General features: G+C 62.3%; 10 protein-coding genes and 1 tRNA gene. 3 read left to right on the plus strand and 8 right to left on the minus strand.

Going from position 1 to position 13,454, the window contains the following annotated elements:
• The 4 genes from ACFPTO_RS05375 to ACFPTO_RS05390 all read right to left on the minus strand — a co-directional run.
• Positions 1-179, minus strand: a 179-nt coding sequence (locus tag ACFPTO_RS05375) for an ATP-binding cassette domain-containing protein (protein ID WP_377710096.1), incomplete at its 3' end; no start/stop codon positions are given.
• Positions 180-205: 26 nt separating this feature from the next.
• Positions 206-1,375 (minus strand): ABC transporter permease subunit, encoded by a 1,170-nt coding sequence (locus ACFPTO_RS05380; RefSeq protein WP_377709984.1) that lies wholly within the window; start codon positions 1,373-1,375, stop codon positions 206-208.
• A 39-nt stretch (positions 1,376-1,414) separates the two neighbouring features.
• Complete coding sequence (locus ACFPTO_RS05385) at positions 1,415-2,365, minus strand: branched-chain amino acid ABC transporter permease (RefSeq protein WP_377709985.1); 951 nt, start codon at positions 2,363-2,365, stop codon at positions 1,415-1,417.
• Between the two features lie 261 nt (positions 2,366-2,626).
• The gene (locus ACFPTO_RS05390) at positions 2,627-3,511 is read right to left on the minus strand and encodes a LysR substrate-binding domain-containing protein (RefSeq protein ID WP_377709986.1); all 885 of its coding nucleotides are present in this window, start codon (positions 3,509-3,511) and stop codon (positions 2,627-2,629) included.
• 299 nt (positions 3,512-3,810) lie between these two features.
• Here ACFPTO_RS05390 and ACFPTO_RS05395 point away from each other — a divergent pair, with 299 nt between their 5' ends.
• From ACFPTO_RS05395 to ACFPTO_RS05405, 3 genes are all read left to right on the plus strand, one after another.
• Entirely contained in the window at positions 3,811-5,004 is a 1,194-nt protein-coding gene (locus ACFPTO_RS05395; protein WP_377709987.1) for a fumarylacetoacetate hydrolase family protein, read from the plus strand.
• A complete protein-coding gene (locus ACFPTO_RS05400) occupies positions 5,004-6,461 on the plus strand; it encodes an aldehyde dehydrogenase (NADP(+)) (RefSeq protein WP_377709988.1) in 1,458 nt (485 codons plus the stop codon). Before ACFPTO_RS05395 ends, ACFPTO_RS05400 begins: the two co-directional genes overlap by 1 nt.
• 180 nt (positions 6,462-6,641) lie before the next feature.
• Positions 6,642-6,728 (plus strand) — tRNA-Leu (locus ACFPTO_RS05405).
• A gap of 133 nt (positions 6,729-6,861) precedes the next feature.
• Here the strand turns inward: ACFPTO_RS05405 and ACFPTO_RS05410 are convergent.
• The 4 genes from ACFPTO_RS05410 to oxc all read right to left on the minus strand — a co-directional run bounded on the left by ACFPTO_RS05410 (position 6,862) and on the right by oxc (position 13,315).
• The gene (locus ACFPTO_RS05410; protein WP_377709990.1) at positions 6,862-8,283 is read right to left on the minus strand and encodes an NAD(P)(+) transhydrogenase (Re/Si-specific) subunit beta; all 1,422 of its coding nucleotides are present in this window, start codon (positions 8,281-8,283) and stop codon (positions 6,862-6,864) included.
• Positions 8,284-8,292: 9 nt separating this feature from the next.
• Entirely contained in the window at positions 8,293-9,855 is a 1,563-nt protein-coding gene (locus tag ACFPTO_RS05415; protein ID WP_377709991.1) for a Re/Si-specific NAD(P)(+) transhydrogenase subunit alpha, read from the minus strand.
• A 429-nt stretch (positions 9,856-10,284) separates the two neighbouring features.
• Positions 10,285-11,535 carry a formyl-CoA transferase gene (gene frc, locus ACFPTO_RS05420; RefSeq protein WP_377709993.1) on the minus strand — a complete coding sequence of 417 codons (1,251 nt, stop codon included), beginning with the start codon at positions 11,533-11,535 and terminating at the stop codon, positions 10,285-10,287.
• 31 nt (positions 11,536-11,566) lie between these two features.
• Positions 11,567-13,315 (minus strand): oxalyl-CoA decarboxylase, encoded by a 1,749-nt coding sequence (oxc, locus tag ACFPTO_RS05425; protein ID WP_377709994.1) that lies wholly within the window; start codon positions 13,313-13,315, stop codon positions 11,567-11,569.
• Between the last annotated feature and the right edge of the window lie 139 nt (positions 13,316-13,454).

Here is a 13,454-nt window from a genome sequence, read left to right on the forward strand (position 1 = left end):
GGCGTATAGAGGCCGGTAATCACGTTGAAGAACGTCGTCTTGCCGGCGCCGTTCGGGCCGATCAGACCATAGATCGTGCCCGCTTCGATCTGCAGGCCCACTTCCGAAAGCGCCTGCAGGCCGCCAAAGCGCTTGTTCACGCCCTTCACGGACAGGCGGATGGGTTTGTTGTTGCTCATGGGTAGTCTCCGTCGTGCCCCAGGCTTTAAGCGCGCACCGGCTTCTTGCTCGTGCGTTTGGCGATCTTCGCGATCTTGTCCTCGTGCTTTGCCGCAGGCCACAAACCTTCCTGGCGATACAGCATGATGACGACCATCGCGAGGCCATAGAGCAACTGGCGAATGACTTCCGTGTCGACGACCTGGTGACCGAACAGCAGGTGCTGCAGCGGGCCCATCGTCGAACGCAGGAACTCGGGGAAAATCGCGAGCAGCACCGCGCCGAGAATCACGCCAGGAATGTGGCCCATGCCGCCGAGCACGACGCATGCGAGCACAACGATCGACTCCACGAACGTGAACGACTCCGGCGAAACGAAACCCTGGAAAGACCCGAACATGGCACCCGAGAGGCCGCCGAACGATGCACCCATCGCGAACGCGAGCAGCTTCACGTTACGGGTATTGATGCCCATGGCCTTGGCCGCGATTTCGTCTTCGCGGATGGCGGCCCAGGCGCGGCCGATGCGCGAGTGCTGCAAACGCGTACACACCCAGATCACGAGCAGCGCGCACAGCACGAACACGTAGTAGTACAGATACACGGATGTGAACGTGAAACCAAACAGCGTATGCGACTGCGCGAAGTTGAATCCCGCGACGTGCAGCGGCGCAACACCGGTAATGCCTTGAGGACCGTTGGTGATATTCAGTGGCCGGTCCATGTTGTTCATGAAGATGCGCACGATTTCCCCGAAACCGAGGGTCACGATCGCGAGATAGTCACCACGCAAACGTAGGGTCGGCGTGCCAAGCAAGACTCCCGCGATGGCGGCGAGCCCCATCGCGACCGGCGCGACAATCCAGTACGGCGTTTGCAGGCCGTTCGGGAACAGGCTTGCCAGCCAGGCGAACTGTGTAGTCAGGTGCGGCGACGTCAGCAGTGCGGCGGTATAGGCGCCCACCGCATAGAACGCGATGTAGCCGAGATCCAGCAGGCCAGCAAAACCCACCACCACGTTCAGGCCGAGCGCGAGCATCACATAGAGCATTGCGAAGTCAAGCACGCGCACCCAGTAGTTGCCGCCCGCCGCGCCCACCAGGACAGGCAGCAGCGCGACGATAACTGCAGTGACAATGCCGATCATCAGCATCTTCGTCAGACTCTTCTCCGGATTGAGCGGCGCGGACGGCTCAATGAGTGGAAGGGAATTCATGAATTCGTGTCTCCGTATTTGATATGTCGTTCGCAGCATTTATGCGCGATCTGCAACACGTTCGCCCAGCAGCCCCGATGGACGGAACACGAGCACGACGATCAGAACGATGAACGCGAACACGTCCTGATAGTTACTGCCGAACACCCCACCGGTCAGACCGCCGATATAGCCTGCGCCGAGCTGCTCGATGAGACCGAGCACCACGCCGCCGACCATCGCGCCGCCAAGATTGCCGATACCGCCGAGCACCGCTGCGGTGAACGCCTTCATGCCGGGGATGAAGCCCATGTAGAAGTGCGCGTTGCCGTATTCGGAGGCGATCATCACGCCGGCGAGCGCAGCGAGCGCCGAGCCGATCATGAAGGTGGCCGAGATCACGAAGTTGGGGTTCACACCCATCAGCGATGCATTGTTCGGGTTCTCGGCAATCGCGCGCATCGCGCGGCCGAGCTTCGTCCGGTGCACGAGGAGCAGCAGTCCGGCCATCACGATGAACGCCACCGCGATGATGACGATCTCGGTCGGCGAGATCACGGCGCCCACGCCGGTTTCAGTCGGCTTGATGACGTTGATCGGATCGGTGGAGATGAGCTGCGGGAACGCGAGCGGATTGCGGCCCCAGATCATCATGGCGAGCGTCTCGAGCAGGATCGACACGCCGATCGCGGTGATGAGCGGCGCGAGGCGCGGCGCGCGGCGCAGCGGCCGGTAAGCGATTTTCTCGATCGCGTACCCGACGAAGGCGCAAACCACCGCGGCGACTGCGAGCGCGATGCACAGCGTGGCGATGTTCCCGAGGCCCGGGAAATGATTGTGCAGCACGTTGATGGCGGAGAGCGCGACCATGGCGCCGACCATCAGCACGTCGCCGTGCGCAAAGTTGATGATGCCCAGAATCCCGTACACCATGGTGTAGCCCAGTGCGATGATGGCGTAGATGCTGCCGAGTACGAGTCCGTTAAGGATCTGCTGGATAAAGATGTCCATTGCAATACCGGGTTGAATGTTGAGGCGATGTCGGTAGCGGCCATTCCCACCGCCACCGTGCGACTCCGTTGCTACGGTTGATATGAGATTACGAAGCCGATATCGATCGCACAAACGAAATCGCCGCATGAGATATGCCGGACTGGAATATATTGGCCAGGGATAACCCTGAATTGCACTGCCGAGAATTGGCAGCAATTCCTGCGAGGAATGCAAAGACAGCGCGGCGACGGCCGCGCCGGGACGACGACTTCGTCTGGATCAGATCGTGGTGAGCAGCCAGTCGCGGAACGTTGCAGCCTGCGTACTGAGAGGACGATGTTTTACATACACGAGATGATCGCCGCGCCCCGTCTCGTACTGAAACTGCCCCACTCGCTTGAGTCTGCCGGCTTCGATAGCCGTGCGTGCCATCGAATCCCAGACAAGACTCACTCCGAGTCCTTCGAGCGCGGCGTTTAGCGTCAGCGTCAACTGGTTGAACGTGATCGCTTTTCCGGGGATTTGATAATCGACACCGAAATGGTCGAACCAGTCCTGCCAGTCGAGGCAGTCCCACTGGTGCGAGTCGAGTTGTATAAGCGGTAACGAACGCAGATCGCCTGGCGTGGCAGGCTCGGGAAATTGCATCTCGACACTGCAGACCGGGTAGACAATCTCGTGAATGAGGGGCGTGCTCTCCAGCGTCGTCCAGTCACCCGATCCATAAAGGATGCCCAGGTCGTTTTCACCGACGCTGTGCTCGTTCATTGCGTTGGTCGAAACGACGCTCACCGTAATGTCCGGATACTTCTGGTTGAAACGAACGATTCGGGGAAACAGCCAATAATGCGCAACCGACAGTGTGCAGCTTATGGTGACGGCTTCCCCGGATTGCGCATTCCGGGCCTTTTGCACCGCGCGTTGCAACCTGTACAGCACGGGCTCCACTTCCTCAAGAAAGTTTGCGCCCGCCTTGCTCAACGTGATGCCGCGCGCGTGCCGGTCGAACAGCGCACAATGAAGCGACTCCTCCAAAGCCTTGATCTGTTTGCTTACGGCGCTCTGCGTGATCGAAAGCTCACGCGCGGCCGCCGTAAAACTCCCGCTGCGGGCGACGGCCTCAAAGCACACAAGCGTCTCGATCGGAGGCAACGAATTCAACATCCTCAACACATTCGTCATCTCTTCACCATTGCGTAGCCACGGGAATCCTCACGAGATCGCCGATTATAGGGGATGATCTTTAGCGCCATTCCGAATGAGCATAGACCCGATGAACCTGCGCATCAGCCAGGTCCTGTCCGTATGGCGGACGTCATTTCCCGTTTTCCATTACGGCGAAATCGGGCATGGCGCCGAGGTATTCCGTCCAGGAAGGCATCATGACGAGATTTCGTTTGCTTCAGGGATATCTTGCTCTCTACGATTTCGCTCACCTATCCCTCACTCTCTGAATGCTCATCATGATCCCGGCATCCGCTTACCTCCCGCACGATCTCGAACGTGCATTGCTGGTTGGACGAGTCTGGCGACAAACCCCTGCGGGTGCCGGCCCATGTGTCGTTGTCGTTCGCAACGGTATAGTCTTCGACATCTCCCGAGCCGCGCAGACCACGGCAGACCTGTTCGATCGAGAAGATCTGGCCGACTTCGCTCGTGCCGTATCGGGCGAACCGCTTGGCGATGTGGATGTGCTGCTCGAGCAGAGCCTCGACGCATCGCGCGACACCGGCCGGCCTTATTTGCTCGCGCCATGCGACCTTCAGGCAATCAAGGCATGTGGCGTGACCTTTGCGGTGAGCCTCCTCGAGCGTGTGATCGAGGAGCAGGCCGGAGGCGATCCAGCGAAAGCACAAACCGTTCGCGCGGAAATCACGCAACTGATCGGCACCGACCTCTCGAAGATCAGGCCGGGCTCAGAGGCTGCAAGCAGGCTGAAGGACGCGCTTCAACAGCGTGGCGCGTGGTCACAGTACATGGAGGTCGGAATCGGCCCCGACGCCGAGGTGTTTTCGAAGTCGCAGCCGATGTCCGCCCTTGGATTCGGCGCGGATATCGGCCTGCATCCGGCCTCCGCATGGAACAACCCCGAGCCGGAGATCGTTCTTGCGGTCAACAGCAAGGGCAACGTGATCGGAGCGACACTCGGCAACGACGTCAATCTGCGCGACATCGAAGGCCGTTCCGCGCTGCTGCTCGGTAAATGCAAGGACAACAACGGCTCGTGTGCGATCGGCCCGTTCGTTCGCGTATTCGACGGAACATTCACGCTCGACTCGGTTCGAGCGACCAGCGTGTCGCTTCGGGTGGAAGGCGTAGACGACGACTTCCTGCTCGAAGGCGTGAGCCATATGCAGGAAATCAGCCGTGATCCGCTCGATCTCGTGTCGCAGGCGTGGGGCCGGCACCATCAGTATCCGGACGGCTTCATGCTGTTTCTCGGCACGATGTTCTCGCCGATCAAGGACCGTGACGCGCCCGGCGGCGGCTTTACCCACCACATCGGCGACCGTGTCACAATCAGCGCGCCGCCGCTTGGCGCCATCGTCAACACCGTGCGTCTTTGCACCGAAATCGAACCGTGGACGTTTGGCGTGCGAGCCCTTTATGCCAATCTCGCCGCACGCGGTCTTTTTCAAACTGGAGTCAAATCGTAATGCAGACAGAGAACCCTGTGACGTCGGCGCCTTTCGCGCATATCGACGAAGCCGTCGCGCTTGCGCACGCAGCCCAGGCAACTTACGGCGCGGCTTCGCGCGCGGTGCGCAGCGCCCTGCTGCGCGGCCTTGCCGACGCGCTTGAGCGCGACGCCGCCCAGCTCGTCGCGATCGCCGACAAAGAGACGTCGCTTGGCGACGCGCGTCTGAATGGCGAACTCGCACGCACCGCATTTCAGCTGCGCGGCTTTGCCGAGCGCGTGGACGCCGGCATCGCCAACCTCCAGGTTGACGACGCGGCTGTGCCCGGCGCGCCGCCGGCGGGCCGCCCGCAACTCACGCGCGTGCACGTGCCGCTCGGGCCGGTCGCGATGTTCTCGGCGAGCAATTTCCCCTTTGCATTCTCGGTGCTGGGCGGCGATACGGCGTCGGCGCTCGCTGCGGGTTGCACGGTGATCGTCAAGCCGCATCCGGGCCATCCTGAACTCTCACGCCGCGTGCATGCGCTGGCCGCGCGCGTGCTGCGCGAACAGGGCCTGCCCGAAGGCGTGATCGCGTTCGTCGATCAGGCATCGCGCGAAGCGGCAGTGCACCTCGTGGGTCATGCAGATGTCGCCGCGGTGGCGTTCACGGGTTCGTATCAGGGCGGCGTGGCCCTTTGGCGCGCCACCAATGCACGCCGTCGGCCGATTCCGTTTTATGGCGAACTGGGCTCGATCAATCCGCTCGTCGTGCTGCCGCAAGCGCTCACGGATGGGGTCGAAACGCCAGCCGCGACACTCGCCGCCTCGATCACAATGGGCTGCGGACAGTTTTGCACGAGCCCCGGGTTGATCGTCGTGCACGACGATGCCGACGGCGATCGCTTTGCGCAGGCGCTGGCGCAGACGTTGTCCACCCAGAAGCCGCATGCGATGCTCACGGCGGACATGCACCGCGGCTTCGAAAGCGCTACTGCGCATGTCGCCGCGCAGGCGGGCGTGCGCGTGCGTCTTGCCGCGTCGGCAGAAAACGACGAAGCTGCGGCGCCCGCGCCCCGCCTGTTCGAAACCGACGCGCAGACGTTCATTGCCAACGCGGCGTTGCACGAAGAGATGTTCGGCCCGGCTGCATTGATCGTGAAGGTGCGCGACGAAGCGCAAACGCTCGACGTGCTCAGCGCCGTGGAAGGCTCGCTCACAGTCACGCTATGGGGTGCGCAAGCCGATACGGCCGCGAATCGTGCGCTTGCCGCTACGGCGCAACGTATCGCGGGGCGCGTGCTGTTCGGCAGCGTGCCAACGGGTGTGGCCGTCTGCGACGCTCAGCAGCACGGCGGACCGTGGCCCGCTTCGACGCAACCGCAAACGACCTCAGTAGGCTATGCCGCGATCGAGCGCTTCCTGCGCCCTGTTGCATTGCAGGGCGCGCCACAGTGGGCAATTACCGCGACTAGTGGAACGGCTACGGCGGAATAACGTGGCATGGGGCGGCGTAGGGTGACATACGGCGGCACGCTGCCCGCGGACGACGCGGCGCGGATCGTCAGCGAAATGTCCCGGCACAAATGCGTTAAAGCGAGGATTGGCGAAAGCGGTTAAAACATTTGTTGACAGGTTTTATCCGGCCGCTATAATGGCCGCCTAGCTTCAAGACGTGCCCAGGTGGCGGAATTGGTAGACGCACCAGGTTCAGGTCCTGGCGGTGGCAACACTGTGGAGGTTCGAGTCCTCTCCTGGGCACCAGAAAGCTAATCGAGCAGTAGAAAGAAATAAGCCGAAACAAACAAATAACCCCGTAAATCGTCGAATTTGCGGGGTTTTTTTGTTTACTCCCCGTGGGCGCGAAGCGCGGTATTTAAAGCGGCGACTGAGCCTGTCAACCAAGCTGACAATGACGCCCGGCGCACGCTGCTTCGAGCTGCCTCAACAGCGCATCCACACTGCCCTTCGCATCGCCGAACAGCATCCGCGTGTTGTCCTTGTAGAACAGTGGATTGTCGACGCCGGCGTAACCGGTCGCCATGCTGCGTTTCGACACAACGACCGTGCGCGCCTTCCACACTTCGAGCACCGGCATGCCTGCAATCGGACTCGACGCATCTTCCTGCGCGCCCGGATTCACAATATCGTTCGCGCCGATGACGAGAACGACATCGGTTTCCGTGAACTCGTCGTTGATCTCGTCCATCTCCAGCACGATGTCGTACGGCACCTTCGCCTCGGCCAGCAGTACGTTCATGTGCCCCGGCAAACGGCCCGCGACCGGATGAATGGCAAAGCGCACGCGCACGCCAGCCGCACGCAGACGCCGCGTAATCTCGCTGATCGTGCCCTGCGCCTGGGCGACCGCCATGCCGTAGCCCGGCACGATCACGACTTCGCTCGCATCGCGCAGCAGCGAGCCCACTTCGTCCACGGTCGTCGGCACCACCTCGCCCTGCGGCGCGGCGCTCCCCGTTGACGTGCTCGCACCGAAGCCGCCCAGAATCACCGAGACAAAGCTGCGATTCATCGCCCGGCACATGATGTAGCTGAGAATTGCGCCGCTCGATCCAACCAGCGCGCCGGTCGTGACGAGCAGATCGTTGTCGAGCATGAAGCCCGTCGCAGCGGCGGCCCAGCCGGAATAGCTGTTGAGCATCGACACCACCACCGGCATGTCGGCACCGCCGATCGCCATCACCAGATGCACGCCCAGCGCCGCCGCCAATACGCACATGACGAGCAGCGCGTAGAGGCCGTTCTCGCCTGCGGGCGTACTGACAAAGCGATAGCCGAGCACGACACACGCACCGAACACGACCGCATTCAGCAGATGCCGCGCGGGCAGCGCGAGCGGCTTGCCGCTCAGCGTCCCCTGCAACTTCAGGAATGCGATGATCGATCCGCTAAAGGTCACCGTACCGATGAACGCACCCACATAGATCTCGGTATCGTGAATCACGCGCTCTACACCGGCCATCGACGTATCGCGAGACACATAATTCGACACGCTGATCAACGTCGCGGCCAGGCCGACGAAACTATGCAAAACGGCCACCAGTTGCGGCATTTGTGTCATCGCTACGCGCTTCGCAAGCACGGTGCCGATGGCGCCACCGACGACCGCCGCAACCAGCACTATCTGCAGACCCGCGCCGCCCGTAACGAGCAGCGTGGCGAGCACGGCGATCACCATGCCTGCCACGCCATAGATGTTGCCGCGGCGCGCACTCGCGGGATGACTGAGTCCGCGCAGGCTCAGGATGAAAAGCGTCGCCGCGCCGAGCCACGCCATGCTTCCGATTCCATTCAACATGACGTCTCCTCAGGTCCGCTGGAACATTTTCAGCATGCGCTGGGTGACGAGAAATCCACCCGCGATATTGATCGTCGCCACCACGAGCGCGATGCCCGAGAGCACGCGCACGATCATTCCGGCATCGCCCGGATGCAGCAGTGCGCCGATCACGATGATGCCGCTGATCGCATTGGTCACGCTCATCAGCGGCGTATGCAGCGCAGGCGTCACGTTCCAGACCACCTGATAGCCGACGAACACCGCAAGCACGAACACCGTGAAGTGCGCCACGAACGCGCCCGGAGCAACCGCGCCGAGTGCGAGCAGCAGCAAGGCGATAAGTGTCAGCGCAACGAGCGACCACACGCCGTGCCGACGCGCAATATCGTCATCGCCAGCCTTGATCGCCTTGCTCGCCGCAGGCGCAGTGCTTGCAGCCGCGCTGCCTGCAGGCGTGGGCGACGGTTCTACGGCAGGCGGCGGCCAGCACACCGTACCGCGCTGCATGACGGTCGTACCGCGTTGCACGACATCAGCCATGTCGAGTTGCAATTCACCGTCCTTCGCGGGCGTAATGTCCGCGAGTAGATGGCGCACATTGGTCGCGTAAAGCTGGCTCGACTGGTTCGCCATGCGGCTCGGGAGGTCCGTATAGCCGATCACCGTCACGCCGTGCACGCTGACGACCTCGCCGGGGCGCGTCAGTTCGCAATTGCCGCCCTGCTCCGCCGCCATATCGACAATCACGCTTCCCGCGCGCATGCACGCGAGCGTGCGCGCGTCGATGAGCAGCGGCGCCGCCTTGCCTGGAATGAGCGCGGTCGTGATGATGATGTCGACCTCGCGCGCCTGCGCCTCGAAGAGCGCCATCTCCGCTTCGATGAATTTCGCGCTCATCTGCTTCGCGTAGCCGCCCGTACCGCCGCCTTCCTCGTCGATATCGATGCTGAGGAACTCCGCGCCCATGCTCTCGACCTGTTGCCCCACTTCCGGCCGCGTGTCGAACGCGCGCACGATCGCACCGAGCCCGCGCGCCGCGCCAATCGCCGCCAGCCCGGCGACGCCCGCGCCGATCACGAGCACTTTCGCGGGCGCCATCTTCCCCGCCGCCGTGATCTGCCCGGTGAAAATACGCCCGAAATGCTGCGCCGCTTCGATCACGGCACGATAGCCCGCCATGTTCGCCATCGAACTCAATGCATCGAGTTTCTGCGCACGCGAAATGCGCGGCACGCAATCCATCGCGAGCACGGTCGCGCCGCGCGCGGCCAGCAATTCGAGCAGCGCAGCGTTTTGCGCGGGCCAGATGAAACTGATGAGCGTCGCGTCGCGCTTGAGCAGACACGCTTCGTCAGCCGATGGCGGCCGCACCTTGATCACGATATCGGCGGCGGCCCACAGCGTGTGTGCATCGGCAACGATCCGGGCGCCCGCCTCGCGATATACCTCGTCGGTGAACGATGCCTGCGCACCCGCGCCCGTCTCGACGTCGACTTCATATCCGAGCTTGATAAGATGTGCGACGCTTTCCGGCGTCGCGGCCACACGTCGCTCGCCTCGATGCGTTTCGCGCGGCACTGCAATGGTCATTGCCACAGCGCACCTCCGGCAAGCGGAATCGCAATGGCAAGGGAACAGCAGACAGAACAGATCGGCCACACGCCGTTGCGCGTGGCGTGCCGAATGCGTAGCCGCGACTTCATCAAACGTCTCCTGCTCGATGTTGGAATGCTGCGTATGGCGCGGCCTGTCGATGCGTGTCGCTTCGCGCGTACACGCTCTTATCGATCATCCAGTGCCCCGGAAATGCGGCTTACGCCACGTGCTGTGCGTTGACCGTTGTGCGTTTTGCGTTGTGACCGCAACGAGGTGAAGCGGCCATAATCAGCCCGGACGTCGTCGTTAATCGGTGTGTACCGCGAGCGTGGGATCTTGCGGCAAGCCGGTAGTCGGGCATAAATCGAAGGCGCCGGCACAGCTCACGCCGTGCCGGCGCCTCTAACGCTGATCACACCCCGATCACACCGCGCGTACTTCGTGCAGCGTCGCGATCTGCTGCGGCGTGTAGCCAAGATCGGCCAGCACTTCGTCGGTATGCTCGCCGAGCAGCGGCGAACTCTTGATTTCCGGCTTGAGATCCGAGAATTTGATCGGGCTGCCGACGGTCAGATACGAGCCGCGCTGCTTATGCGGCACCTCGACGATCGTGCCGCTCGCACGCAGCGACGGATCGTTCGCCAGCTCTTTCATGCTCAACACCGGCGAGCACGGAATGTCGAACGTGCGAAGAACGTCGACGGCTTCGAACTTCGTCTTGTCGGCAAGCCACGCCTCGATCGTTTTGAAAATCTCGAAGATATGCGGCTGGCGAGCCTTCGGCGTCGCGTAGTCCGGATCCTCGATCCACTCCGGTTTGCCGATCGCACGGCAGATCGGTTCCCATGCGTGATCCTGAACCGTGAAGTAGATGTACGCGTTCGGATCGGTTTCCCAGCCCTTGCACTTGAGCACCCAGCCCGGCTGGCCGCCGCCGCCCGCATTGCCGCCGCGCGGCACCACATCGCCGAACGTGCCATGCGGGTACTGCGGATACTCTTCGAGGAAGCCCATGCGCTCGAGACGCTGCTGGTCGCGCAGCTTCACGCGGCACAGATTCAGCACGCTGTCCTGCATCGAGACGGCCACCTTCTGCCCCTTGCCGGTCTTGTCGCGCGAGATCAGCGCCGTGAGAATGCCGATTGCCAGATGCATGCCGGTGTTGCTGTCGCCGAGCGCGGCTGCGCTCACCGTCGGCGGGCCGTCCCAGAAGCCCGTCGTCGAAGCCGCGCCGCCCGCGCACTGCGCAACGTTCTCATAGACCTTCAGGTCGCCGTAATGATGGCCCTCGCTGAAACCCTTGACCGAAGCGACGATCATCTTCGGATTCAGCTCCTTGATGCGCTCCCACGTAAAGCCCATGCGATCGAGTGCGCCCGGGCCGAAGTTCTCGACCATCACGTCCGATTCGCGGATCAGCTTTTCGAGCACTTCCTTACCTTCGGGTTTCTTCGTGTCGAGCGTCAGCGAGCGCTTATTGCTGTTGAGCATCGTGAAGTAAAGCGCATCGACGTTCGGGATGTCGCGCAACTGGTTGCGCGTGACGTCGCCCGCACCCGGACGCTCCACCTTGATCACGTCCGCGCCGAACCATGCGAGCATCTGCGTGCAGGCAGGCCCGGCCTGTACATGCGTGAAGTCGATGATCTTGATGCCGTCGAGGGGTTTGCTCATTGCGTATCTCCTGTTTTCCGATCGATTGAATTTATTTTTTCATTGCCGCGCTTTGCGGATTCAGATTCGTGAGACGGCCGCTCTCCGTGCCGGCCGCTTCGTCGATAACAGCGTTGATCAAGGTGGGCTTGCCCGATGCGATTGCTTCGAGCAGTGCAGCGGTTAGCTCCTCGGGTGTGCTGGCCTGGTGACCGATGCCGCCGAACGCTTCCATCATCCTGTCGTAGCGCGCGTTCTTCACGAACGCGGTGGGCGCGGTATCGGCGCCGCCGCCCATGTTCACGTCGGTGCCGCGATACACGCCGTTGTTGTTGAAGACGATCGTGCAAACGGGCAAGTTGTAGCGGCAGATGGTTTCGAGTTCCATGCCGCTGAAACCGAACGCACTGTCGCCTTCGATCGCGACGACCTGGGTTCGGCTCGTCACCGCTGCGCCGATTGCGAAGCCCATGCCGATGCCCATGATTCCCCACGTGCCCGAGTCGAAGCGCTTGCGCGGTTCATACATGTCGATGATGCTGCGGGCGTAGTCGAGCGTATTCGCGCCTTCGTTGACGACGTTGATGTCCGGGCGCGTCTTCAGCACGTCGCGAATCGCGCGCAGCGCGCTGTGGAAGTTCATCGGCGTCGGGCTCTTGTCGAGCGTGGCCGCCATCTTCGCGAGGTTCCTGTTCTTGCGGTCCGCCACGGCTTCGAGCCATTCGGCGGCGGGCTGCGGGAAGTGCTCGCCGATCCCTTCGAGCAGCGCCTCGACGCACGAGCCGATATCGCCGATCACCGGCGCTTCAATCGCGACGTTGCTGTCGATTTCGGTGGGCGCGATGTCGATCTGGACGAACTGCTTCGGCCCGTTTGCGGCGCCCCACGTCTTGCCCTTGCCGTGCGAGAGCAGCCAGTTCAGGCGCGCGCCGATCAGCAATACGACATCGGCTTCGGCGAGCACGAACGAACGCGCAGCGGACGCCGACTGCTCGTGCGTGTCGGGCAGGAGCCCCTTGGCCATCGACATCGGCAGATACGGAATACCGGTCTTCTCGACCAGCGCGCGAATCTGCGCATCGGCCTGCGCGTAGGCCGCGCCCTTGCCGAGCAGGATCAGCGGGCGCTTCGCGCCCTTGAGCACGTCGAGGGCGCGCTTGACCGAATCGGGCGCCGGGATCTGGCGCGGCGCGGCATCGACCACCTTCACGAGCGATTGCTTCGCGCTAACGGCATCCATCGTCTGCGCGAGCAGTTTGGCCGGAAGATCGAGATAAACGCCGCCCGGACGGCCCGATACCGCCGCGCGGATCGCGCGCGCCACGCCAATGCCGATGTCCTCTGCGTGCAGCACGCGATACGCGGCCTTCGCATACGGCTTCGCCGCGTTGAGCTGATCCATTTCCTCGTAGTCGCCCTGCTGCAAGTCGACGATCTCGCGCTCGCTCGAGCCGCTAATCAGGATCATCGGGAAGCAATTCGTCGTGGCGTTCGCGAGCGCGGTAAGGCCGTTCAGGAAACCGGGCGCGGAAACCGTGAGGCAGATGCCGGGTTTTTTCGTCATGAAACCGGTGACAGCGGCGGCGTTACCGGCGTTCTGCTCATGACGAAAGCCGATGAAGCGCATGCCTTCGGCCTGGGCGAGGCGAGCGAGGTCGGTAATGGGGATACCGACCAGCCCGAAGATCGTGTCGATATCGTTCAGCTTCAGCGCGTCGATGACGAGATGAAAACCGTCGGTAGTTTGCTGAACTTCCGGCGCTGGGCTGTTTTGCGCCTGGTTGATGCCTGCTTCTGCCATGACGTCTCCTCTTTGGCGGGGCGTTGCGTGGGCGTTACATAACTGTGATATACAATATTCCACACACAATATTAGTCAAGACGTTTTTCCCCGACCTCATACTTGCTGCATTGCGATAAATACCGGGTCGATGTGCGTC

Origin of the sequence: Paraburkholderia denitrificans (genome assembly GCF_042655705.1) — a bacterium.
Lineage (GTDB): Bacteria > Pseudomonadota > Gammaproteobacteria > Burkholderiales > Burkholderiaceae > Paraburkholderia > Paraburkholderia denitrificans.